The following is a 23,837-nucleotide window of genomic DNA, read 5'->3' on the forward strand; positions in this document are numbered from 1 at the left end:
GCTTACCGTTACGCGCAAAAAAGCCATCTGTATCTTTCCAAATGCTCAATACGAGCGGAAGATCACAGATGGCTTTTTATAATTGCTTTTTAGAATCTGCGCCATGTATCCGGCAGGAACAGCACCAGCATCGGGAAGATCTCCAGACGGCCGGCCAGCATGTCGAAGATCATCACCAGCTTTGCGGGGTTCGTAAAGCTTCCAAAGTTCATCATGGGGCCTACCTGCGCAAGGCCCGGGCCGATGTTGTTCAAAGTAGCTGCAATGGCTGTGAAGTTCGTCACCATATCAAAGCCATCCAGACTGATGAGCAGGAAGGATACCACGAAGATGAAGAAATACGCGCCCATAAACACATTGGTGGTGCGGATGGTCTCGTGGTTGAGCAGCTTGCCGTCCATGCGGACGGGGGCCACCACCTGCGGGTGCAGTGCCTGCTTGAGCTCCTTGCCCAAGGTCTTGCCCAGAATGAGGAGGCGGCTCACCTTGATGCCGCCGCCGGTGCTGCCTGCGCAGGCACCAATGAACATGAGCACCACCAGAATTTCTTTGGAGAGGGTGGGCCACAGGTCAAAGTCACAGCTGGAAAAGCCAGTGGTCGTGATGATGGAGCCCACCTGAAAGGCTGCCTGACGCACCGCTTCGCCAAAGCTGTTATAAAGGCTGTAGATATTGGCCGTGATAATGCCAATTGCCACCAGAATAATGGCGAAGTAGCCGCGCACTTCCTCGCTGATGGCGCGGTTGAATTTGCGCAGCAGCAGCAGGAAGTAGGCATTGAAGTTGACACCAAACAGGATCATGAAGATGGTCACGACCCACTGGATGTAGGGAGAAAAGCTGGTAAAGCTGTCGTTCTTGAAGCCGAAGCCGCCGGTGCCCGCCGTACCGAAGGCCGTGAGCATGGACTCAAACAGCGGCATGCCGCCCAGCAGCAGGAATACCACCTCCAGCACGGTGAGTGCAAAGTAGATGCCGTACAGGATCTTTGCGGTAGACTGCACCTTGGGCACCAGCTTATCCACCTGAGGGCCGGGGCTTTCTGCCTTCATCAGGTTGACGTGGGAGCCGCCGGTCAGGGGCAGTAGCGAGAGCAGGAACACCAGAACGCCCATGCCGCCGATCCAGTGGGTGAAGCTGCGCCAGAACAGGATGCCCTTGGGCAGATCCTCTACCCCGGGCAGGATGCTGGCACCGGTGGTGGTAAAGCCGGACACCGTCTCAAACAGGGCGTCCACCGGGTTCGGGATGCAGCCCGCCACCACAAACGGAACGGCGCCCACGATGGAAATGACGATCCAGCTCAGCGAGGTAGCAGCAAAGCCCTCCCGCATATAGAACATCTTGCTTTTAGGCTTGATGCCGCGCAGGGCGTAGCCGATGGCGGCGCTGACTGCCGCCGTGATCAGAAACACGCCCAGCACGAACCATTCGCCGTAGATCCAGCTGGCCGCTGCGGGCAGCAGCAGCAGCGCACCCTCGATCAGCATGACATAGCCCAGCAGACGGAAAACGATCGCATAATTCATAGTCTGCCTCCGTCAACCCTCTGCGCCCTTGTCCAGAATATCGCGCAGGTCATGCAGACCATGCTCCAGCGTGACCACGATCACGTTGTCGCCCACCTGGATCTGGTCGCCGCCGCGCGGGATCAGGATCTGATGGCCGCGGGTGATGCAGCACAGCAGCAGATTCTTTTTCAGGTGCAGCTGGCTCAGGGGGACACCGGTGGCAGCGCTCTTCTCGTGGACGGTAAATTCCAGCGCTTCCACGCGGTCGTCCAGAATGCGGTACAGCGTCTTGATGTTGCTGCCCGCTTCGTTCTGCAGTGCACGCACATACTGCACGATGTAATCGCAGGTCATGTACTTGGGGTAGACCACGCTGCCCAGATCCAGACCGGCCAGAATATCATCAAATTCCAGACGGTTGACTTTGGTGACCAGCTTGCCCTTGGAGTGCTTTTTGGCAAACAGGGTCAGCAGCACATTCTCCTCGTCGATGTTGGTCAGGGCCACAAAAGCCTCGGTGGACTCCATGCCCTCCGAGAGCAGGAATTCGCGGTTGGAGCCGTCCTCGTTCAGGATCTGTGCGCCGGGCAGCTGCTCGGCCAGCTCCATGCAGCGGGCAGGGTCGCGCTCCACGATGCGCACACGCACATGGTTTTCCAGCAGCTCCTGGCTCAGATAGAAGGCGATGGCACCGCCGCCCACGATGAAGGCATTGCGCACCGGGCGCACCGGCAGGTGGATGCGCTGGAAGAACTCGTGGGCCTTTTCCTGTGTTGCAAGGAAGGTGACCTGATCGCCGTTCTGCAGTACAAAGTTACCGTTCGGGATGATGACGCCGCCGCTGCGCTCCACAGCACACACCAGAATATCGCTCTTCAGGCGGGTGGGGATCTCGCGGATGGCCACGCCATCCAGCCCCTGCTCTGCAGTGAGTGCAAACTTGATCAGCCGCACACGGCCGTCTGCAAAGGTGTCGATCTTGCTTGCACCCGGGAAGCGCAGCAGATGGGAGATTTCCTTTGCTGCAGCCATTTCCGGATTGATGATGGCCGAAATGCCGATCTGCTTTTTGATAAAGTCCAGCTCATGACTGTAGGACGGGTTGCGCACACGGGCAATTGCATGACAGTGGCCCGCCTTTTTGGCAAACATGCAGCACAGCAGGTTCAGCTCATCCGAACCGGTCACGGCAATGAACACATCCGCGTCTTCAATGCCGGCCTCTGCCAGCGTGGTGATCGAGGAACCGTTGCCCACGATGCCCAGCACATCGTAGCTTTCAGTCAGGTGCTCTACACGCGCTTTGTTGGTATCCACAATGGTCACATTATGGTCTTCCTCACTGAGCTGCCGCGCCAGCGCAGTACCAACCTTGCCGCCGCCCACCAGAATGATCTTCATAACAAGTCCTTTCTCTTTCCGCGTCCCTTCTGCCGGGACAGCACAAATCCATCATAGTATACCATATCTCCTGCCAAAGTTCCACTGTTTTCCACATTATGCAACAAAAACCTGCCAAATGACGCAAAAAAGCCCCGGGAGAAACCGTCCCGGAAGCTTTTATTTCATTTAATAGCGCTCCACGCCGTCCTTCGTTACAAGGGCATACACCAGCGGGGCTTCCTCCGGCTTCTCAGGGCCGTATCCAAGGCCGCTGCGGTACTCGGCGGCGGCAGCTTCAAACTTATCGGCTGCGCCGTAGAAGGTAGCCAGACTCTCGCCCTTCTTTACGTAGTCGCCGCGCTTTTTATGCAGGGTGATGCCGGCGGCAAAATCCAGCGGGTCGCCCTTTTTCTGTCGGCCCGCACCCAGCAGCACGCTGGCAGAGCCAATCTTCTCGGCATCGTTCGCCACAATGTAACCGTCCTGCTCTGCCAGCAGCTCAAAGCTTGCCGCGGGCTGCTCAAACAGGCTGTAATCGTCCAGCACGCGGGTATCGCCGCCCTGCGCCGCAAACATCTCCTTGCACTTAGCAAAGGCAGACCCATCGGCAATCACCGCCTCGGCCATGGCGCGGCACTCGGCAGGAGTGCCCTTATCGGCCAGCACCAGCATGTTCGCCGCCAGCTGCAGGCAGACCTCGGTCAGGTCGGCGGGGCCATGGCCCTTGAGCACATCCATGCTTTCCATGACTTCCAGACTGTTGCCAATGTTATGGCCCAGCGGGGTGTCCATATCGGTGATCATGGCAGCCACCCGGCGGCCGTGATGGGTGCCAATGGATACCATCAGCTTGGCCAGCTCAATGCTCTGGTCTACCGTTTTCATAAAAGCTCCGGTGCCGGTGGTCACATCCAGCAGGATGGCATCCGAGCCGGAAGCCAGTTTCTTGGACATAATGCTGGATGCGATGAGTGGGATGCAGCTGACGGTCGCGGTCACATCCCGCAGGGCGTACATCTTTTTGTCGGCAATGGCAATGCCCTCGCTCTGGCCAATGACCGACAGGCCGATCCTGTTCACCTGCGCAAAGAACTCCTCCTGTGAGAGGGCGGTTCTGGTGCCGGGCACGCTCTCCATCTTATCGATGGTGCCGCCGGTATGGCCAAGGCCCCGGCCGCTCATCTTGGCGATCTTCACGCCGCAGGCCGCCACGATGGGGGCAATGACCAGCGTGGTCTTGTCACCTACGCCGCCGGTGGAGTGCTTGTCCACCTTGATGCCCGGAATGGGCGAAAGATCCACCATCACACCGCTGTGAGCCATCACATCGGTCAGCTCTGCGGTCTCCTCATCGGTCATGCCGCGCAGATAGACAGCCATCATCCATGCAGCCATCTGGTAATCAGTCACTTCTCCGCTGACATAGCCATTGACGATCTGCTCCAGCTCCTCACGGCTGTGCGTACCGCCATCACGCTTTTTTGCGATCAGATCATAAACGCGCATCGTATCACGCTCCTCGTTTTTTCAATAGTACGACATTATAAGATATAGTATAGCAAAATTCCAAACAAAAGCAAGTATTATTCTGTAAACTTTGCCCAATTTTAAGTCAAAAAGGGCGCAGCCGTCCGAAAAAGCAGCTGCGCCCTTTTTGGGGAACACAAATCGTCGTTTTAGCGGGATCCCTTGTCGTAGGGGATGCCCTCTGCCTTGGGTGCCATGCTGTTCTTGGAGGTAAACGCCAGAATGATCATGGACGCCACGAACGGCATCATGTTGTAGATGTTGCTGGACCAGTGCAGCTGTGCCAGGAAGGTGGAGTCTGCAATGTTTGCCAGACTCTTGAACACAGCAAAGAACATGGCTGCGCCAAAGATGTTGAAGGGCTTCCACTGGCCAAAGATCATAACAGCCATGGCAAGGAAGCCTGCGCCGGCCACGCCCACCTCAAAGTTCCAGGTCTGCACCGGGGGCACGATGTAGGCCATGCCGCCGATCGCACCCAGTGCACCGGAAATGACAACACCGGCATAACGCATCTTGTAGACATTGATGCCCACAGAGTCCGCTGCCTGCGGATGCTCGCCGCAGGCACGCAGGCGCAGGCCAAAGCGGGTCTTGTACAGCACCACATAGCTGATGATCAGCAGAATGATGCCCAGCGGCACAAAAATGCTCAGTTCCAGCCCGCCGATGCTGAACAGGAAGGGCTTGTTGGCGTAGTTCAGCTTTGCACTGCCGCTCTCGCTGAAATACTTGGCAATGACCACCGCAATAGCAGTAGCCAGCAGGTTCAGGGCTGTGCCGCCAATGGTCTGATCCGCCTTCAGGTTGATGGAGGCAAAGGCCAGCAGCAGACTGTACACCATACCGGCCAGTGCCGCCACCAGAACAGAGATCAGCACCACGAGGAAGACCGGCATTTCGGCAGGCAGCATGGTCAGGGTGAGAACACCCGCCACACCGCCAATGACCATGATGCCTTCCAGTGCAATGTTGATGATGCCGGAGTGCTCACTGAACATACCGCCCAGTGCCACCAGCATCAGAACGATGCCATACAGCAGCGTATATTTGATCAGAAGCAGCATATCACTTGCCCTCCTTTTCGGTTGCAGATTTTGCAGGAGCAGCAGGCTCTGCGTTCACATTGGTTTTATCGGCATTCTTGAACAGCAGTGCGTGGATCTTGCCGCGGAACAGCATGGAGAATGCACACAGGTAGATGATGATACCGCTGATCAGGTCCGAGATCTCAGTGGGGTAATACTTGGTGGAAAGGAAGGAGCCGCCCACCGAGATATGGGAAATGAAGATTGCCGAGAAAATGGTGCCAATGGGGTTGGAGCTTGCCAGCAGTGCAACGGAAATGCCGTTGAAGCCCATTGTCGGCAGGCTGGTGGAGTTCAGCGGGTTCCACTGGGACACATTGGACAGATAGTACAGGCCCGCACCAAAACCGGCCAGTGCACCGGCAATGGCCATGGAGAGGATGATGTTCTTCTTCTCGTTGATGCCGGCGTAGCGGGCAGCGCTCTTGTTCAAGCCCACAGCCTTGAGCTCGTAGCCGAAGGTGGTCTTGTTCAGCACCACCCAGATCAGAACTGCCACTGCTGCCGCCAGGAAGATGGCAATGGTGGTGCTGTTGGTCTGGAACAGCTTGTTCAGGCCGAAATCCGGGATGATGGACTGAGCGTAATCGGCGTTCTTGCTCAGGTTCATGGTACGGGTGTTGCGCACATCGTACATGGGGCCGGTGCCGTTCTGGTAAATGAGCTCATTGACCAGATACAGGCCGATCCAGTTGAACATGATGGAAGTAATGACCTCGTTGATGTTGAAGTAGGCCTTGAAGAAGCCGGGGATCGCACCCCAGATGCCGCCCAGAATGGTGGCTACGATCAGGCAGACGAACCATGGCAGCTTGAGCATGATGGCGCAGTACAAAGCGCCGTAAGCGCCCAGCGTGTACTGACCCGCCGCACCGATGTTGAACAGGCCGGTCTTGAAGGCAAAGGCCACGGACAGACCGGTCATAATGAGGGGAGCCGCATTTGCCAGCTCCTTGCCGACACCGTAGGGTGCGTCATGGAAGCCGCCCTTCAGGATGCGCACAAAGCCGTCGCCCCATGCGTGGGCCGGGTTGATGGCCAGCAGCACCAGAAAACCGACCACAAGGCCGATCAGGATGCACAGCAGAGCAGCCAGCACACTGGTGATGGAGCTGTTCAGACTGCTGTGGGAAAGTTTTTTCTTGTTCATGTGTTATTTGCTCTCCTTTCCCTGCTTGCGTGCGCCTGCCATATACAGGCCCAGCTCCTGCACGGTGGTGGTCTTGGGGTCAAATTCGCCCACGACCTCGCCCTCGTACATCACAAGGATGCGGTCGGACAGGTTCATCACCTCGTCCAGCTCCAGACTGACCAGCAGCACGGCCGTACCCTTATCGCGCTCGGCCACGATCTGACGGTGGATGTATTCAATTGCACCAACGTCCAGACCGCGGGTTGGCTGGACTGCCACCAAGAGCTTCGGGTCCTTATCGATCTCACGGGCAATGATGGCCTTCTGCTGGTTGCCGCCGGACATGCTGCGCACGGTGGTCAGGCTGCCCTGACCGCTGCGCACATCGTACTGGGCAATGAGCTTATCGGAATATTCGCGCACCTTATCGCTGCGGATAAAGCCGCCCTTCTGGAACTCGGGCTGCCAGTAGCGCTGCAGCACCATGTTGTTTTCCAGACTGTAATCCAGCACAAGGCCGTGCTTGTGGCGGTCCTCCGGGATATGGCTCATGCCGTCCTTGGAGCGCTGACGGATGGACTCGTTGGTGATGTCCTTGCCGTCCAGTGTGATCTTGCCGCTGCTGATCTTTTCCAGACCGGTCAGGCCGTAGACGAACTCGGTCTGACCGTTGCCCTCGATACCGGCAAGACAGACGATCTCACCGGCGTGCACCTGAAAAGAGACATCCCGGACTGCGTCCTTCTTGTGCTGGGCGCTGTGCATGGTAACGTTTTCCACATCCAGCACCACCCTGCCGGGGTCTGCGGGCTTTTTGTCCACCTGCAGCTGCACATCACGGCCAACCATCATGCGGGAAAGCTCTTCCTTGGTGGTGTCCTTGATGTCCACGGTGCCCATATACTTGCCCTTGCGCAGAACGGTGCAGCGGTCTGCCACCGCCATGATCTCGTTGAGCTTGTGGGTGATGAACAGGATGGACTTGCCTTCCTTCTTGAACCCGCGCATGATCTCCATCAGTTCGTCGATCTCCTGCGGGGTCAGCACTGCGGTAGGCTCGTCGAAGATCAGGATCTCGTTGTCGCGGTACAGCATCTTCAGGATCTCAACGCGCTGCTGCATACCAACAGAGATATCGCTGATCAGTGCATCCGGGTCCACGCGCAGGCCGTACTTTTCGCTCAGGGCCATCACCTTTTTGCGTGCCTCGGCCTTCTGCAAAAAGCCCATCTTGTTGGGTTCCACCCCCAGAATGATGTTGTCCAGCACGCTGAAGCATTCCACCAGCTTGAAGTGCTGGTGCACCATGCCGATGCCCAGTGCGTTTGCATCATTGGGGTTGCGAATGACAACCTCCTTGCCGTTTTTGCGGATTTGACCAGCTTCCGGTTGGTACAGGCCAAACAGCACGCTCATCAGCGTACTTTTGCCGGCGCCGTTCTCGCCCAGCAGGGCATGTACCTCGCCTTTGCGCAGCTGCAGGGTGATATCGTCGTTTGCCTTGATTCCAGGGAACTCCTTGGTAATGTGGAGCATTTCGATCACAAAATCCTCTGCCAATCTGCTCACTCTCCTTTCGTGTCGTTTCGACACCGATACTTCTTTAAGTTCCATTATACCTGATTTGCGGCAATTTGCACATGTCTTTTTTGCTTTTTGGCAGAAAGCACAGACAATAGTATTACTTTTGTACTCTTTTCACGAAGAGTACGCTGCATTTTTCCCGCATTACGCCAATAGAAGACAAAAAAAGCGGGACACCCCGTTACAGGATGCCCCGCTTTGAAAAGAACTATCGATCGTCCGCAGGCAGGCCTGCCGGACAACAGCTTACTGGATGTAGTTGACAGTGGTGAACTCGCTGACGGTGGGCTTGGTAGCGTCGTCGGAGCTGTTATCAACAGTGATCTCGCCGCTCTTGATCTTGCCCTTGACTTCCTCGTACTCGTCGGTGGTGAAGGACTCGAAGTTCCAGCTGTCTGCATCGGTGGGCAGGCCGATATAATCGCCGTCCTCCAGACCGAAGTTGCCATTGGAACCTGCGATGTCGTCCCAGCTGCCGGCATCGATATCAGCCAGAGCAGTGTTGACAGCCTCGGACAGGCCCTTCATAGCAGAGGTGATGAACGGGTTATAAGCGTAGGTGCCATCTGCAACGCCGTTTGCACCGATGTAGTTCTGGTCAACGTCAACGCCGATGACGTAGCCATTGTTCTTCAGAGCAGCCTCAACAGCGGAGGTGTAGATGCCGCCGCCGCAGGCAAAGACGACCTGAGTGCCGTTGGAGTACCAGCCCTCCATACGGGAGGTGATGTTTGCATCGCCGTAGAACTGGCCGCCATAGAAGTAGTTGATCTCGATGTTCTGACCCAGCTCAGCAGCAGCAGCGTCAGCGCCCTGCACGAAGCCGTAGCCGTAACGGATAACAGCGGGAACAGCCATGCCGCCCAGGAAGCCCAGCTTGGTCTTGCCGTCCTTTGCGATGGCGTAGCCTGCCAGATAGCCTGCCTGCTCCTCCTTGAAGGTGATGCAGTAGCAGTTAGCAGGGATAGCGTCGGTGCCGATATCGCCCTGAGTCACATCGATGGCGATGAACTTGACATCGGGATACTGGTCAGCAGCCCATGCCAGAGAAGCGCCGTACAGGTAGCCGACACAGACGATCACATCAGCGCCGTCGTTGACAGCCTGACGGATCATGGTCTCGCGGTCCTCATCGGAAGCATCAGCCTCGGGAATGTAGTACTGGCAGTCATCGCCCATGTAGCCGGAAACAGCAGTCCAGCATGCCTGGTTGAAGCTCTCATCATCGATCGTGCCGGTATCGCAGGTCAGAGCGACCTTGACGATCTTCTCACCGCCCTCAGCAGCAGAGGAAGCAGTAGAAGCAGCAGCGGAAGAAGCGGTGCTGGTAGAAGAAGCGGAAGAACCGCCGCAAGCGGTCAGAGCAGCGGCAGCGGCAGCGGCACCAGCCACAGCCAGGAAATTACGACGAGAAATCATCATAATCAAACTCTCCTTTTATTTTTAATAAAATTGCGTCAAACAAATAAAATGCGCAGAACTGCACATTTACTGGCTCAAGTATAACGGCAAGCCGTGTCAGATGCAAGCGAATTCCGATTACAAAATCTTTACAATAATTTTGTAAGTTTTTATCAAAAGTAGTATTTATGCACAAATTTGCCGTAGTTCCGTGCGTTCTCTGTGCTTTGGCACACAATGCACGTATTGCCGTCACTTTATTGTCCTGCAGTGCACCTCTGCGTTTTTATCCCGTCACTTCACGGCACGGTTGCCCGCCACATTGGAGGGGCCAAAACCGAAGGGCAGCAGTTCGTCCATGCTGCGCTCGATAAAGTCTTCCGGTGTCTTTGCCATGATAACGTTCAGTTCCGGCCCGCCGAATTCAAACAGAGCCTGGCGGCACACCCCGCAGGGAGAAGTGATCTGCTCGTTCACCTCGCCGCGGCGGCTGCCCACCACAGCAATGTCTGTGAACTCGGTCACACCCTCGGCCACCGCCTTGAACAGAGCCGTGCGCTCTGCACAGCTGGTGGGGGTAAAGGCAGCGTTCTCCACGTTGCAGCCGGTAAAAATGCGGCCATCCTTGGCGCGCAGGGCAGCGCCCACCATAAAATCGCTGTAGGGCACATAGGCTTTTTCCCGTGCAGCCAGTGCCATGCGGATGAGCTCCTTCTTTTCTTCCAGGGTCAGGTTTGTCATATCCGTCACTCCTTTTTTGGTTTTCAGGGGTCGAAAACAGCGCGGCAAGCCCTTTTGCAGGCAAACCGCGCTGAAATGCGTTTTTAACGCTTAGTATTCTGCACCCAGTGCTACCTTCATCATATCGGTAAAGCTCTTCTGGCGCTGTTCTGCCGTGGTGATTTCCGGCGAAACAAAGCTGTCGGAAATGGTCAGCAGGCAGGCAGCGTTCTTGCCCAGCACCTGTGCATTGGCAAACAGGGCAAAGCTCTCCATCTCCACGCACAGGCAGCCGCGCTCGTCGCGCAGCTTTTCCCAGTAGGTGGGCTTTGCATCGGAGGGCTGACGGTAGAACACATCCGAAGAGTGGATGTTTCCCTCGATGAGGGGGATGCCCTGCTTTGCGGCAGAAGCGCGCAGCTTGTCGTTCAGGCTCTGGCTGGGCAGCGTGATGTCCCCTTCAAAGCCGCTCTGCACACGGGCATAGTTGCTCTCACTCACAGCACCGGCGGCCAGCACCACGTCAAACAGCTTGGCCTTGTCGGTATAGCTGCCGGCAGAGCCGATGCGGATGATGTTCTCTACATCGTAGAACTTGAACAGCTCATAGGAATAAATGCCGATGGACGGCATACCCATGCCGCTGCCCATCACGCTGATGGGACGGCCCTCGTAAGTGCCGGTAAAGCCAAGCATGCCGCGCACGCCGGTCACCTGACGCACATCCTTGAGGAAGGTGTCCGCAATGAATTTTGCACGCAGAGGATCGCCCGGCATCAGGACGGTCTTTGCAAAATCGCCTTTTTCAGCACTGATGTGAGGGGTAGACATAAGATCATCTCTCCTTTTCTGTTACATAATACAGCAGATGGGCCTTCTCCGGAGAAAAAGCCCTCTGCAAACTTACCTATACTTTCTGCGGTTGAACACATTCTGCGGCGCGATGTAGCTGCCGTTGCGGCGGATCTCAAAGTGGCAGTGGTTGCCGCTGGAGCGTCCGGTGCTGCCCACATAGCCGATCAGCTGGCCCTGCTTGACCGTCTGACCAGAGTGCACCGCCAGCGACAGACAGTGCGCATACACCGTGGTGTAGCCGCTGCCGTGGCTGATGATGATGGAGTAGCCATAACCCGTACCGGCACCGGCCTTGTTGTAGCCGGCCTTGGTCACGGTGCCGCCCGCCGATGCGTAGATGGGCGTACCGGCAGCCGCACAGATATCCACACCCTTGTGGCTGCCGCCGTACCAGCGCGAGCAGTTCCGGTAGCCGGGCACCGGCCAGATGAACTGACCGCTGCCGGTGATGTAGCTGGTGCTGCTGGTCACCTTTTTGGTGCCCTTCACGATCTTTTCCGTGACAGGCTCCTGCACCACTTCCGTGCTCAGGATCTTCTGGGAAAGCTGGATGCCATCGGTGTTATAAACACGCTGCGCCGTGATCTGACGCAGGCCGTTCACACCGTTCTGCACCGTTTTCTTGGTACCCACCGTGTACTCGTTGGAGGTGGTGGTCTCGGTGGTATAGGGGATTTCCTCCTGCCAGGTCTCCACCTTGGTGATGCGCACTTCCAGCGTAGCTTCCTGCTTGGTCACGATCAGCTCATCACCGGCCTGAATGTTAGATTTCTCGTTCAGGGGCGCGCCCTTGAAATTGGTATTCAGTTCGCACAGCTCACGGAAGGTGAGGTCGTTTTTCTGGGCGATGCTCCATAGCGTGTCGCCTGCGCCCACTGTGTAGATCTTTTCCTGCTGCTGCACACCGGAAAGTTCCTTTTCCACATCCGCTTCGTCCTGAAAGCTGTCGTTGAAGTAGATGCCGTTTTCCAGCGTGACTTCCTTGTTGAAGCCCACGGTCACGTTGGAGTTCTCAGGGTCCTCATAGGGTTCCAGCAGGCTGCTCAGGTAGCTCTGCAGGCTGACACCATCGCTGCACACTGCGGTCAGCTCGCCATCCAGATACAGGGCCGTGCCCTCGCTGATCTCGTCGCTGGCGCTCTTCAGGATCGCGTCCGCCATCTCGTTTTCATCCATGGTCTTGTGGGCCACGGTAACGGTGTAGGTAGGCTCCACGGTCCACTTTGCATGGTCGGTGTCTGCGTAGTTGATACGCTCCTGCACCGCCTCACGGGCCGAGTTGAACACATCCTCATTGGCCACATAGCCGACGGTCTGACCGTTCACCTGCACCTCCAGCGCATAAGGCTGGCGGACGGTATGGTTGAACACGGTCACCATAACGGCCAGTGCGCACACCGGCAGCACATACATGGCCATGCGCGGCAGTGTTTTCAGGTTGCGGCGCACGCCGCTGGCCAGATAATGTACGCTGGCTTTGCAGGCTGCGGCAAAGCCTTTTTCTTTCCGCACCCGTTGGGCGTGCACCAGCAGCGAACCGCAGCCCCGGAAGAACAGCCAGATCGGGCCGAACAGGTCCCGGAACATCTGCGCTGCCCCCGGGAACGCCATTGCCGCAGCATTTGCCAGCAGTGTCGTAAATGCCTGCCACAGCCACAGCCAGCCGCTGCGCAGGCCGCGCCCAACGCGGACGAATCCATACTCTGTAGAATAGCCCAGTGCATACAGCGTCTCCCCGATGACTGGCACGGCAGAATTCTGGGCAAGCTTTCTGCCAAAATCATTCACATGATTCTGGGTTTTACGGCGCAGCCGGTGCCGGTGCAAAAGCCCCATGCATTGCAGCTGTGCCCAAAGGGAGCGCAGCCTCTGGCCGCGTTTCGGTTTTACCGGTGAAGCGGGCTGCTGCTCCTTTGTCTTGTCTTCGATCAAAAGGGTTTTCTCCTTCCTTGCCGCCAATGCACACACGGTGCCGGGATAAGACGGCGGCGGTCTTGGGCGCACATGCCCTTTCCAGCAGGCTCATGCACACAACATTCTTATTTTATTATACACCCTGCCGTCTTTGAAACAAGCATTGTCACAAAATTTGGGCGGTTCTTTCACTTACTTTTCACCAAAAAGCTGTTTTATATCCTGCGGCAGCGGGCTTTCCGCCGCAGCAGTCTTCCAGTTATTTCCATTCGCCGGGCATTCCACCCGGATTCCGCCCTCCACCGGGGTGTACACCGGCACCCGGAAGCTCTGCCTTGCACAGTGCAGCGCCTGCCGCCCAATGCGCTCCCGGCTCCCGCCGTAAAGGTCATCCCCAGCCAGCGGGTGGCCGATGGACGCAAAATGCACCCGGATCTGATGGGTGCGGCCCGTTACCGGCACACAGGCTGCAAGGCTCAGGCCGTTTTCTGCCTTTAATATGGTATACTCGGTACGGCTGGGCTTGCCGTCCGGGGTCACGCAGCGGCCAATGATGCTCTCCGCCTGGCGGCCAATGGGCGCGTCGATCACGCCCGGACCCAGCGGCAGCTCTCCCTCCACAACGGCATAGTAGAGTTTTTCCACATTCCGGGCCAGCAGCGGCGCAGCATAGGCGTGCTTTGCAGCCAGAACAAGGCCGCTGGTGTCCTTATCGATACGGTTCACCGGGCGGAACACCGGGCTGATGCCCTGCTGCGCAGCCCATGCCGCATACCCGTTGGCAAGGGTATCGTAGGGGTAGTTCAGGGTGGGGTGCACGGCCAGATGCGGCGGCTTTTCCAGCACCACTGCAAAGGCATCCTCATAGACCACGTTTACCGGGATCTCCGGCTGCGGGGCCACGCCTTCCCCTTCCGGCGGCAGCTCAAAGCTGACCGTCTGCCCCGGGTACACCCTGCGGTTGGCAAGGACAGGATCTCCATCCGAAAAAAAGCCGCTGCCCCGGAACTTGACTGCACGGGCAAGGTCGGTAGAAACGGCACACTGGCGCAGAAAATTGCGCAGAAGCACTCCGTTTTGGGTCTGCGGCGTATCGGGCACCGTAAAAAACAGCCGCATATGCACCCACCTCCTGCGCAAAAAAACATAAAAATATATAAGATATTATATCAAAAAAGGCTTCTACTTGCAAATCCTGCTTTTTTATGGTATCATGAGGAGCGGAAAACGAGTGGAACATACGGCGGCGGGGCGGCTTTGACCGCTCTGAGGAAAGTCCGGGCCTCACAGAGCACGGTAACTGCTAACGGCAGCCGAGGGTGACCTTAGGGAAAGTGCAACAGAAAACAAACCGCCGCAGCAATGCGGTAAGGATGAAACGGCGAGGTAAGAGCTCACCAGCGCATGGGTGACCATGCGGCTTTGTAAACCCTACCGGAAGCAACGCCTATATGGGACGTACAGCGCTGCTCGCGTGTCCCGAAGGCGGCACGAACCTGTCAGCAATGGCAGGTCTAGACAGATCGTCGTTTAATACAGAACCCGGCTTACGGTCTATCTCGTTTTCCATTTTTCAGTCTTTGATTCCCGCACATTTTTGTGTGGGATTTTTTATTTTTTGTCTTGCCCGCTTTCTCCGTCGGGCAGTGCGAGATGGAGAGATCACGGCTGTTTTGTTTTTGTCATTGTTCTTTTACTTCCCGTTTGGGTCTGTTTGTGGTATACTATGTGCACTGCAGGAAATTGCAGTCAACTAAGAAAGACAGGATGTGAAATCCTCCGATGAAAGATGGTTTTTTGAAAGCAGCCGCCCTTTCTCCCGCACTGCGGGTGGCCGACTGCACCTATAATGTCCGGCAGATCACGGATGCTTTGCACAAAGCTGCAGCCCGCGGCGTAAAGCTGGCCGTGTTCCCCGAGTTCTGCCTGACCGGCTATACCTGCGGCGACCTGTTTCTGCAGCGCACGCTGCAGACCGGTGCACTGGATGCCCTGAGCACCCTGCTTGATGAAACAAAAGCACTGGACGTTGTCACGCTGGTGGGCCTGCCGCTGCTGGTGCACGGCAAGCTGTACAACTGCGCCGCCGTGCTATGCCATGGCCGCATTCTGGGTCTTGTGCCCAAGACCTATCTGCCCAACTACGGCGAGTTCTACGAGAAGCGCCAGTTCACCCCGGGCAGCACCGAGGTGGAGCTGGTGGAGGTGTGTGGTCAGCAGGTGCCCTTTGGCACCTCCCTGCTGTTCCGCTGCCGCCAGATGCCCAGCTTTGTGCTGGGTGTGGAGATCTGCGAGGATCTGTGGAGCGCCCTGCCGCCCTCCACCTTCCACGCGCTGGCCGGTGCGACCGTGATCGCAAATCTTTCCGCCAGCGATGAGACCGTCGGCAAGGCCGAGTACCGCCGGGCGCTGGTGTCCAACCAGTCTGCCCGCCTGCTGTGCGGCTACCTGTATGCTTCCGCCGGGCACGGTGAGAGCACGCAGGACATGGTGTTCGCCGGCCACGACCTGATCGCCGAGAACGGCACTATTCTGGCGGAGAACGCTCCCTTTGACGGCGGCTGTGCCGAGACCGAGATCGACTGCCAGCGCATGGAAGCCGAGCGTGCCCGCAACACCAGTATTGAGCTGAGCGGCGAGGGCTACCAGACCGTGGAGTTCGATCTGGAACCGGCAGAGACCACGCTGACCCGCTGGATCGACCCGGCACCCTTTGTGCCCGGCGACCCCAAGCGCCGCGCCGAGCGCTGTGAGCTGATTCTGAAAATGCAGGCCGACGGCCTTGCAAAGCGGCTGGAACACGCCCACGCAAAGACCGCCGTTATCGGCATTTCCGGCGGCTTGGACAGCTGTCTTGCGCTGCTGGTGGCCGTGCGTGCCATGAAGCAGCTGGGCCGCCCCGCCCGGGATGTGCTGGCTGTGACCATGCCCTGCTTTGGCACCACGAAGCGCACCCGCAGCAACGCAGAGATCCTGTGCGATGAGCTGCAGGTCTCCTTTAAAGAGATCGATATCGCCAACACCGTGCACAGCCATTTTGCGGACATCGGTCAGGACGAGAGCGTGCTGGATGTCACCTTTGAAAACGGACAGGCCCGCGTGCGCACGTTGGAGCTGATGGATACTGCCAACCGCACCGGAGGCCTTGTAGTGGGCACCGGCGACCTTTCGGAGCTGGCGCTGGGCTGGGCCACCTACAACGGCGACCACATGAGCATGTACGGTGTGAACGCCGGTGTGCCCAAAACGCTGGTGCGCCACCTTGTGCGCTACGAAGCCGACATTGCCGCCACCGATGCTCTGCGCACGGTGCTGCTGGATATTCTGGATACGCCCGTCTCCCCGGAGCTGCTGCCTGCCAAGGACGGCGAGATCGCGCAGAAGACCGAGGACCTTGTGGGACCCTACGAGCTGCACGATTTCTACCTGTATCAGGTGCTGCGCTTCGGCTTTGGCCCGGCCAAGATCTTCCGGCTGGCAAAGACTGCATTCGCAGGCCGGCCGGAGTACCCGGACAGCGTGCTGTACAAGTGGCTGCGCAACTTCTACTGGCGGTTCTTTGCCCAGCAGTTCAAGCGCAGCTGCCTGCCCGACGGCCCCAAAGTGGGCAGCGTGACCCTTTCGCCCCGCGGCGACTGGCGGATGCCCAGCGATGCCTGTGCCGCACTGTGGCTGGCCGAGCTGGAACAATTACAAATCAAGGATTAACGCATGAAAAACAAAAAGCTGCTTACCGATCTTCTCTTTGCCGTGGTCATTCTGGCCATTGCCGCTGTGCTGCTGGTGGTACGCCGCGTGCACGCTTCCGGCTCCGGACTGCGGGCCGAGCTGATCTACGGCGACAACAACACCACCATGAACCTGCCGCTGGACGTGGATGAGACCTATGATGTGGACACCGGTTACTATACCGTCCACATCCAGATCAAGGACGGTGCAGCCCGGTTCGTGGATTCACCCTGCCCGGATCACATCTGTGAAGGCTTTGGCTGGCTTTCCAACGAAGATCAGACCGCCACCTGCCTTCCGGCCCGTGCAGTGCTGACCATTGTACCTGTTTCCTGACAAAAAGGAGTGGTTTTGAATGATGGATGAAAACGATCGTTCCCACGAAGATTACCGTTCTCTGCGGCACATCAGCCGCAAGGAAGGCTCTGAGGATACTGCGCCCATCGAGGTAGACAGCTCGGCGTTTTTTTCCGAGCTGCCGCCGGAACAGCCCAGCACACCGCCTCCGGCCCAGCCTCCCCAGAAGCCGCCGCGCAGCGGCCACAACACACCCGTACCGCCCAAGGCCCATCCGCCCGTGGATGGAGCCGTGGCAGTACCTTCCAAGTGGGGGAAAATTTTGCTGATCTTACAAGGTATTTTAAGCATTCTGGCACTGGTGCAGCTGTGGCGCACCCAGATGCTTCCGGTGCTGTATCTGGTCATTCTGGCCGCGCTGCTGGCGCTTTTGTGGCTGCTGGTAAAGCGCTGTCAGGAGTACAATGTTCCCGGCAAGGTGGCCCGGGTATTCTCGGTGTTCCTGTGCGCTGCCATGGCGCTGGGCTGCTTCTGGGCCCAGCAGGGCCTTTCTGCCCTGGGCAGCATGACCTCTGGCCTGCTCACCGGTGCCGAGGCCAACAAGATCACCAAGGAGCCGTTTGTGATCTACCTCAGCGGCGTGGACACCCGCGGCGAGTTGACCGAAAATGCCCGCAGCGACGTGAATATCCTTGCTGCCGTGAACCCTGTCACCAAGAGGGTGGCCCTGATCAACACCCCGCGCGACTACTACGTAGACCTTGCCGGCACTGACAGCAAGGATAAGCTGACTCACGCCGGTCTGTACGGCGTGGAAACCAGCATGGCCACACTGGGCAATCTGTACGGCGTCAATGTGGACCATTACATCCGCATCAACTTTGCGGGCTTCATCAGCATCATCGATGCGCTGGGCGGCGTGGATGTCTACTCCGATCAGGCGTTCACTTCTGTGGGCAGCCCCGGCTACTATGACCCCACCACCTTTGTGGAGGGCTGGAACCATCTGGACGGCAAGGCCGCTCTGGCCTTTGCCCGTGAGCGTCACGCCTTTGCATCCGGCGATATCCAACGCGGCATCAACCAGATGAAGGTGATCGATGCCATGCTGAACAAGATCAAGTCCCCTGCCCTGCTGATGGGCTTTTCCAAGATCATGGATGCCGCAGCCGACTGCTTCGTCACCAGCTTTTCGCAGGATCAGATCAGTGCGCTGGTACGGATGCAGCTGAGCGACTTTGCCGAGTGGGATATTAAAAGCTATACCGTCACCGGCACAAGCTCCAGCAGCACCAAGTGCTACTCTGCCAAGGGACAGAAGCTCTACGTCATGAAACCGGACGATGCTTCTGTGAGCAAGGCCAGGGAAATGATCGCGTCCGTGCTGGGCGGTGAGGGCACCGTTGCCGACACCACCCAGAAGCCGGAAAAGACCGATGTGTTCACCCCCACCACCGACCCGAACGCTGCCGTTTCGGAGGTGCCTGCCGAGAGCGTTCCCGAGGAAGTGCCCGCCGACAGCCTGCCGGAAGAGACCGTCCCGGCTGACCAGCCTGCAGATGCAGAGCAGCCTGCCGACACCCAGCCGCAGGAGCCGGAAGCTCCCGCCGAGGGTGAGACCGGCAGCGGTGATACGGCCGGAGAAGCACCGTCCATCTCCCTGCCCACACAGGAAGAGGTGGAACAGGCTGCATCGTCCATCTACAATGCGGCTTCCTCCATCTGGGGTGCCATTCAGGATGCTGCTTCGCAGCAGAACGACGCCGCGTGACGATTTAAAATGTCCTCCGCACAAGCTCCGGACTCTATCGCGGAAATATTATTTTATTTGCAAAACAGGAAACAACTGCGGTCGTTTCCTGTTTTGCTTTTTCACCAGAAAGTCCGTGCCGATAAACTGCATAAAAATGCCGCCTGCATCTTGAACCAATGCAGGCGGCTTTCTCATTCAAAATAATTATGCCTTGATCTCGTTCCAGACGCTCTTGCCGTCCAGAGAGGAAGCATCCACATCAAGATACTCGCAGATGGTCTGGGCGATGGTGCCAAAGCACAGACGGGTGCCAAGGTCAACGCCAGGCTTCACGCCCTTGCCGCAAATCAGGTACGGCACATACTCGCGGGTGTGGTCGGTGGTCTTGGTATAGGACGGGTCGCAGCCATGGTCAGCGGTGACCATGAGGAGATCGCCCTCCCGCATTCCGGGGATGAAGTCGGCCACGAACTTGTCAAACTCGGTGGCAGCGGCGGCATAGCCTGCTACATCGCGGCGGTGGCCGTAGAGCATATCGAAGTCCACCAGATTCACAAAGGCAAGGCCCTCAAAGTCGCGGGTCTGCAGTGCCTTGGCGAAGGCGATGCCATTGGTGTTGCCAGTGGTCTTGATCTTTTCGGTCACGCCCTCACCGTCGAAGATGTCAAAGATCTTACCCACAGCGATCACATCCCTGCCAGCATCTTTCAGCAGATCCAGCATGGTAGCGCGGGGCGGCTTGAGGCTCAGGTCGTGGCGGTTGGTGGTGCGGTAGAAGGTATCCGCAGTGTGGCCCAGGAAGGGGCGTGCGATCACGCGGCCCACGCCGTACTCGCCCTTGAGCATCTCGCGGGCGATCTCGCAGTAGCGGTACAGCTCATGCACCGGCACCAGCTCTTCGTTGGCGGCCACCTGAAATACACTGTCGGCACTGGTGTAAACGATAAGGGCGTTTTCTTTCATGGCCTGCTCGCCGTAATCCTTCAGTACCTGCGTGCCGGAGTAAGGCTTGTTGCACAGCACCTTGTGGCCGGTCTTTTCCTCAAACTCGTGGATCAGCTCATCCGGGAAGCCGTTCGGGAAGGTGGGCAGCGGCTTGGGGCTTACCACACCGGCGATCTCCCAGTGACCAATGGTGGTATCCTTGCCCATGCTCTGCTCCTGCAGGCGGGCAAAGGAGCCGATGGGCGCTGCGGTCTTTTCGCCTGCGGTCACACCATCAATGTTGAACATGCCCATCTTTTGCAGGTTGGGGCAGTTGAAGTTGGGATGTTTTGCAATGGCACCCAGGGTGTTGGTGCCCTCGTCGCCAAAGGCGGCGGCATCCGGCTCTGCACCGATTCCAAAGCTGTCGAGGACGATCAGAAAAACACGCTTTTCCATATCGTTTTTTCTCCATTTCTTCCGGGGACCTGCCCCGGATAAGTGATACTATCTTTACTTATCATTATAAGCAAATCCTGTGCCGGATGCAAGCTTTTTCGCCTTCCCGCAAATATCCGTCATTTTCACCAAAATGTTCGTCATTTCGTTCACAATCCGACGAAGCGTTTTTGCGTTTTTATTCGTTGCTGCGTTATTTCGTGGCAGAGGCATCTTAGCTGCCAAAAAAATTGCAGCGCAGCTTGAAATTTTTCTTGCCCTATTGTATCCAAGCGGATATAATAGTAAATGGAAAAAGTTTTGAACAGCAGAACTTTTCTGCTTTTGTACCACAGCATGGGATTTTTCCCGTTGGTCGCGTGCAGCTGCCTGTATGACAGCGGACAGCCTGCCGCAAAATAGAGAATGTGAAGTTGTAGTTGGAGGTAGTAAAAGTATATGAGAAAAACAAAGATCATCTGCACTCTGGGCCCGTCCACCGATCAGGAAGGCGTTCTGCGCGAGCTGGTCGCCAACGGCATGAATGTTGCCCGTTTTAATTTTTCCCACGGCTCTCACGAGGAGCATCTGGGCCGCTTTGAAAAGCTGAAAGCCATTCGTGAAGAGCTGGGCAAGCCGGTCGCCGCCCTGCTGGACACCAAAGGCCCTGAGATCCGCCTGAAGGACTTCAAGAACGGCACTGAAATGCTGGAAGCCGGCCAGACCTTCACCCTGACCACCCGTGAGGTGGAAGGCACCAAGGAGATCTGCTCCATCACCTATAAGGACCTGCCGCAGGACGTGCAGCCCGGCGGCACCATCATGCTGGACGACGGCCTGATCAAGCTGCAGATCGTCACCGTGAACGACACCGACATCGTGTGCAAGGTGCTGAACAACGGCAAGATCAAGAACAAGAAGGGTGTCAATGTGCCCGGCGTGCATCTGTCCATGCCGTATATGAGCCAGCGCGACCGCGACGATATCATCTTTGGCGCACAGCAGGGCTTTGACTTCATCGCTGCTTCCTTCGTGCGCACCGCACAGGATGTGTACGATATCCGCAACCTGCTCAACGAGTATGATTCCGATATCCGCATCATCGCCAAGATCGAGAACCGTGAGGGCGTGAACAACATCGACAGCATTCTGGCTGCAGCCGATGCTGTCATGGTGGCCCGCGGCGATCTGGGCGTTGAGATTGACTTTACCGAGCTGCCCGGCATTCAGAAGAATATCATCGAGCGCTCCTTCTCCTTTGGCAAGCCCATCGTCACCGCTACCCAGATGCTGGACAGCATGATCGTGAACCCCCGCCCCACCCGCGCCGAGATCTCCGACGTGGCAAATGCCATCTACGACGGCACCTCTGCCATCATGCTTTCCGGCGAGACTGCTGCCGGTGCTTACCCCGTGGATGCTCTCAAGACCATGTCTGCCATTGCTGAGCGCACCGAGCAGGAGAACCACGCCCGCTTTGTTCCCCTCACCGAGAACACCGGCAAGATCAGCGTGAGCGATGCAACTGCACACGCTGCCTGCCTGACCGCCAAGGACGTGAACGCCGCCGCCATCGTCACCGTGTCCGAGTCCGGCAACACCGCCCGTCTGCTGAGCAAGTACCGCCCGGAGCAGCCCATCATCGCCTGCGTGATGAAGGAGCAGGTGCAGCGTCAGCTGGCCCTGAGCTGGGGCATCACCCCGCTGATGATGCCTCTGGCACACAGCACCGATGAGCTGATCGAGATGTCCACCTCTCTGGCCAAGGAGAACGGCTACCTGCACAACGGTGAGCTGGCCGTTGTGACCGCAGGCGTGCCTGTGGGCGTGTCCGGCACCACCAACATGATCAAGATCCACATGGTAGGCAACTGTCTGGCTACCGGTGTGGGCGTTGGCCGCGAGAATGCCGACGTGACCAGCGCCACCGGCAAGGCCTGCGTCTGCCGCACGCTGGAAGAGGTGCGTGCAAAGTTCAAGCCCGGCATGGTGCTGGTGGTGCCCTCCACCAGCAACGAAATGCTGAGCTATGTGCGCGACGCCGCCGCTCTGGTGGTGGAAGAGCCGGGCCTGAACAGCCATGCCGCCATTGCCGGCAAGGCCCTGCTCAAGCCCACCGTTGTGGGTGCTGCCGGTGCCACCAGCCACATCCGTGACGGCCTGATGGTCGCTGTGGACTGCGCGCACGGCAGCGTGCAGCGCCTGCAGGCATAAGCCAAAGGAGAAGATCATGGAACGCATTGCAAGCTTCTGTGTTGACCATACCAAACTGGACCGCGGCATGTATCTGAGCCGTCAGGACGGCGATGTTCTCACATGGGACATCCGCATGAAAAGGCCCAATCACGGCGATTACCTGTCCACCGGTGCCGCCCACACGCTGGAGCATCTGTTTGCCACCTATGCACGCAACAGCGCCTTTCAGGACAGCGTGATCTACGTTGGCCCCATGGGCTGCCGCACCGGCTTCTATCTGCTCACCCGCGGCCTGACCCCCGCCGAGGCACTGGAGTTGACGGTGGAATCCTTCCGCTTCATGGCTGGCTTTGAGGGCGCTGTGCCCGGGGCCAGCGAAGTGGAGTGCGGCAACTACCGCGATATGGATCTGCCCGCCGCCAAGGCCGAGGCCGCTGCCATGCTGCCGGTGCTGGAAGCACTGACCGGCGACGAGCTGCATTACTAAGCTATCTTCACCCTTCAAATTCATCATCATAAAAAAGCGCTCTCCCAACGGAAACCCGGTGGGAGAGCGCTTTCGTTTTAGTTGTTCTTGATCGCATCCAGTGCCTGCCGTGCAGCACGGATGTTTTCTTCATCCGTCTGCCATACCTCAAACTCTGAAAAGCCCGGCAGCCCCATGGGCACGCCCTCGCGGCGGAAGGTCATGCGGCTTTGCAGCACCTGCTTGCCGGAAAGGTGGAACGCATGTGCCCCGGTCTGTGCGGCCAGTGCCGGGATGTTTTGTGCCGTGACACCGGCACCTACCAGAATTTCCACGCTGTCCCCTGCCCGCTCCACCAGTCGGCCGAGAAGCTCCGCTCCCTCTGGGGCACTCGCCGCCTGCCCGCTGGTGAGGATGGTACAAAGGCCCATGTTCCGGACCGTTTCCAGTGCCGCAAAGGGGTCGGCGCTGACATCAAAGGCACGGTGCAGGGTACACGCCACCGGACGGCCTGCCTTTTCCGCTGCCCTGCGCGCCGCCGCATAAATGGGCCGCATGGCCTCCGCATCCAGCTGCCCTTCCGGGGTCAGCACACCGGTCACGATACCATCCGCCCCGGCCTCCACCAGCTCTGCGGCCAGCTGTTCCATCTGGGCAAGCTCGTAGCTGTCGTAACAGAAATCTCCGAACCGGGGCCGCAGCAGAGCACGCACCGGCAGGCCGGTCTCCGCCTTGACCTGACGCACCAGCGCAAGGCTGGGCGTTGTACCGCCCACGATCAGGTCGGCACACAGTTCCAGCCTGCTGGCACCGCCGCGCTTTGCTGCCAGTGCACTGGCAGTGCTGTCCACACATACTTCCAGAACGGAACGCATTTCAATTCCTCCCTTTTTGCCGGGCTTTGAACCCGGCATTCTGG

At 58.0% G+C, this 23,837-nt stretch carries 19 protein-coding genes and 1 other RNA gene; 6 read left to right on the top strand and 14 right to left on the bottom strand.

The annotated features are described in order from the left end of the window. Positions 1-89 precede the first annotated feature (89 nt). From QZL71_RS03140 to QZL71_RS03190, 11 genes are all read right to left on the bottom strand, one after another. Positions 90-1,529 (bottom strand): TrkH family potassium uptake protein, encoded by a 1,440-nt coding sequence (locus QZL71_RS03140; RefSeq protein ID WP_120079498.1) that lies wholly within the window; start codon positions 1,527-1,529, stop codon positions 90-92. Positions 1,530-1,541: 12 nt separating this feature from the next. Further along, a complete protein-coding gene (trkA, locus tag QZL71_RS03145; RefSeq protein WP_097774809.1) occupies positions 1,542-2,912 on the bottom strand; it encodes a Trk system potassium transporter TrkA in 1,371 nt (456 codons plus the stop codon). 168 nt (positions 2,913-3,080) lie between these two features. Beyond that, on the bottom strand, positions 3,081-4,400 hold the full coding sequence (locus QZL71_RS03150) for a thymidine phosphorylase (protein WP_097774808.1): 1,320 nt from the start codon (positions 4,398-4,400) through the stop codon (positions 3,081-3,083). Between the two features lie 170 nt (positions 4,401-4,570). Next, entirely contained in the window at positions 4,571-5,488 is a 918-nt protein-coding gene (locus QZL71_RS03155; RefSeq protein WP_223387850.1) for an ABC transporter permease, read from the bottom strand. Between the two features lies 1 nt (position 5,489). Continuing rightward, positions 5,490-6,659 carry an ABC transporter permease gene (locus tag QZL71_RS03160; protein WP_294647711.1) on the bottom strand — a complete coding sequence of 390 codons (1,170 nt, stop codon included), beginning with the start codon at positions 6,657-6,659 and terminating at the stop codon, positions 5,490-5,492. Positions 6,660-6,662: 3 nt separating this feature from the next. Then, entirely contained in the window at positions 6,663-8,177 is a 1,515-nt protein-coding gene (locus QZL71_RS03165) for an ABC transporter ATP-binding protein (RefSeq protein WP_097782087.1), read from the bottom strand. A gap of 294 nt (positions 8,178-8,471) precedes the next feature. Beyond that, positions 8,472-9,647: a BMP family lipoprotein gene (locus QZL71_RS03170; protein WP_005940071.1), complete on the bottom strand. Its 1,176-nt coding sequence runs from the start codon at positions 9,645-9,647 to the stop codon at positions 8,472-8,474. Between the two features lie 273 nt (positions 9,648-9,920). Further along, positions 9,921-10,367: a cytidine deaminase gene (locus tag QZL71_RS03175; RefSeq protein ID WP_005940064.1), complete on the bottom strand. Its 447-nt coding sequence runs from the start codon at positions 10,365-10,367 to the stop codon at positions 9,921-9,923. A 90-nt stretch (positions 10,368-10,457) separates the two neighbouring features. Beyond that, the gene (deoD, locus tag QZL71_RS03180; RefSeq protein WP_005940061.1) at positions 10,458-11,177 is read right to left on the bottom strand and encodes a purine-nucleoside phosphorylase; all 720 of its coding nucleotides are present in this window, start codon (positions 11,175-11,177) and stop codon (positions 10,458-10,460) included. A 72-nt stretch (positions 11,178-11,249) separates the two neighbouring features. Beyond that, positions 11,250-13,133 carry a M23 family metallopeptidase gene (locus QZL71_RS03185; protein WP_243139181.1) on the bottom strand — a complete coding sequence of 628 codons (1,884 nt, stop codon included), beginning with the start codon at positions 13,131-13,133 and terminating at the stop codon, positions 11,250-11,252. 174 nt (positions 13,134-13,307) lie between these two features. After that, the gene (locus QZL71_RS03190) at positions 13,308-14,234 is read right to left on the bottom strand and encodes an RluA family pseudouridine synthase (protein WP_294647714.1); all 927 of its coding nucleotides are present in this window, start codon (positions 14,232-14,234) and stop codon (positions 13,308-13,310) included. A gap of 109 nt (positions 14,235-14,343) precedes the next feature. On the opposite strand from QZL71_RS03190, the gene rnpB reads away from it, so the two are divergent. The 4 genes from rnpB to QZL71_RS03210 all read left to right on the top strand — a co-directional run bounded on the left by rnpB (position 14,344) and on the right by QZL71_RS03210 (position 18,912). Then, positions 14,344-14,681: RNase P RNA component class A (gene rnpB / locus QZL71_RS03195), an RNA gene on the top strand. Between the two features lie 216 nt (positions 14,682-14,897). After that, positions 14,898-16,823, top strand: coding sequence for an NAD(+) synthase (locus QZL71_RS03200; RefSeq protein ID WP_294647716.1), 1,926 nt, complete (start codon positions 14,898-14,900; stop codon positions 16,821-16,823). Between the two features lie 3 nt (positions 16,824-16,826). Then, positions 16,827-17,180 (top strand): NusG domain II-containing protein, encoded by a 354-nt coding sequence (locus QZL71_RS03205; RefSeq protein ID WP_154255363.1) that lies wholly within the window; start codon positions 16,827-16,829, stop codon positions 17,178-17,180. Between the two features lie 19 nt (positions 17,181-17,199). Further along, positions 17,200-18,912: an LCP family protein gene (locus QZL71_RS03210; RefSeq protein ID WP_294647717.1), complete on the top strand. Its 1,713-nt coding sequence runs from the start codon at positions 17,200-17,202 to the stop codon at positions 18,910-18,912. Between the two features lie 186 nt (positions 18,913-19,098). On the opposite strand, the gene QZL71_RS03215 is transcribed toward QZL71_RS03210, so the two are convergent. Both QZL71_RS03215 and QZL71_RS03220 read right to left on the bottom strand, forming a co-directional pair. Further along, a complete protein-coding gene (locus QZL71_RS03215; protein ID WP_294647719.1) occupies positions 19,099-20,277 on the bottom strand; it encodes a phosphopentomutase in 1,179 nt (392 codons plus the stop codon). Between the two features lie 54 nt (positions 20,278-20,331). After that, positions 20,332-20,610, bottom strand: coding sequence for a hypothetical protein (locus QZL71_RS03220; protein WP_294647721.1), 279 nt, complete (start codon positions 20,608-20,610; stop codon positions 20,332-20,334). Positions 20,611-20,715: 105 nt separating this feature from the next. Between QZL71_RS03220 and pyk the strand changes: the two genes are divergently transcribed. Beyond that, positions 20,716-22,470, top strand: a complete 1,755-nt coding sequence (gene pyk / locus QZL71_RS03225) for a pyruvate kinase (protein ID WP_294647723.1) — start codon at positions 20,716-20,718, stop codon at positions 22,468-22,470. A 16-nt stretch (positions 22,471-22,486) separates the two neighbouring features. Further along, positions 22,487-22,939, top strand: coding sequence for an S-ribosylhomocysteine lyase (locus QZL71_RS03230; RefSeq protein WP_005940027.1), 453 nt, complete (start codon positions 22,487-22,489; stop codon positions 22,937-22,939). Between the two features lie 77 nt (positions 22,940-23,016). On the opposite strand, the gene QZL71_RS03235 is transcribed toward QZL71_RS03230, so the two are convergent. After that, positions 23,017-23,793, bottom strand: a complete 777-nt coding sequence (locus QZL71_RS03235; protein ID WP_294647724.1) for a copper homeostasis protein CutC — start codon at positions 23,791-23,793, stop codon at positions 23,017-23,019. Positions 23,794-23,837: the final 44 nt, after the last annotated feature.

The organism is uncultured Faecalibacterium sp., from assembly GCF_900066275.1.
GTDB lineage: Bacteria > Bacillota > Clostridia > Oscillospirales > Ruminococcaceae > Faecalibacterium > Faecalibacterium taiwanense.

Coding starts and splice junctions, on each gene's coding strand:
- QZL71_RS03140 (WP_120079498.1), bottom strand. CDS start 1,529: ATGAATTATGCGATCGTTTTCCGTCTGCTGGGCTATGTCATGCTGATC.
- trkA (WP_097774809.1), bottom strand. CDS start 2,912: ATGAAGATCATTCTGGTGGGCGGCGGCAAGGTTGGTACTGCGCTGGCG.
- QZL71_RS03150 (WP_097774808.1), bottom strand. CDS start 4,400: ATGCGCGTTTATGATCTGATCGCAAAAAAGCGTGATGGCGGTACGCAC.
- QZL71_RS03155 (WP_223387850.1), bottom strand. CDS start 5,488: ATGCTGCTTCTGATCAAATATACGCTGCTGTATGGCATCGTTCTGATG.
- QZL71_RS03160 (WP_294647711.1), bottom strand. CDS start 6,659: ATGAACAAGAAAAAACTTTCCCACAGCAGTCTGAACAGCTCCATCACC.
- QZL71_RS03165 (WP_097782087.1), bottom strand. CDS start 8,177: ATGCTCCACATTACCAAGGAGTTCCCTGGAATCAAGGCAAACGACGAT.
- QZL71_RS03170 (WP_005940071.1), bottom strand. CDS start 9,647: ATGATGATTTCTCGTCGTAATTTCCTGGCTGTGGCTGGTGCCGCTGCC.
- QZL71_RS03175 (WP_005940064.1), bottom strand. CDS start 10,367: ATGACAAACCTGACCCTGGAAGAAAAGAAGGAGCTCATCCGCATGGCA.
- deoD (WP_005940061.1), bottom strand. CDS start 11,177: ATGTCTACCCCTCACATCAGTGCTGAAAAAGGCGATTTTGCAAAGACC.
- QZL71_RS03190 (WP_294647714.1), bottom strand. CDS start 14,234: ATGCGGCTGTTTTTTACGGTGCCCGATACGCCGCAGACCCAAAACGGA.
- QZL71_RS03200 (WP_294647716.1), top strand. CDS start 14,898: ATGAAAGATGGTTTTTTGAAAGCAGCCGCCCTTTCTCCCGCACTGCGG.
- QZL71_RS03205 (WP_154255363.1), top strand. CDS start 16,827: ATGAAAAACAAAAAGCTGCTTACCGATCTTCTCTTTGCCGTGGTCATT.
- QZL71_RS03210 (WP_294647717.1), top strand. CDS start 17,200: ATGATGGATGAAAACGATCGTTCCCACGAAGATTACCGTTCTCTGCGG.
- QZL71_RS03215 (WP_294647719.1), bottom strand. CDS start 20,277: ATGGAAAAGCGTGTTTTTCTGATCGTCCTCGACAGCTTTGGAATCGGT.
- pyk (WP_294647723.1), top strand. CDS start 20,716: ATGAGAAAAACAAAGATCATCTGCACTCTGGGCCCGTCCACCGATCAG.
- QZL71_RS03230 (WP_005940027.1), top strand. CDS start 22,487: ATGGAACGCATTGCAAGCTTCTGTGTTGACCATACCAAACTGGACCGC.
- QZL71_RS03235 (WP_294647724.1), bottom strand. CDS start 23,793: ATGCGTTCCGTTCTGGAAGTATGTGTGGACAGCACTGCCAGTGCACTG.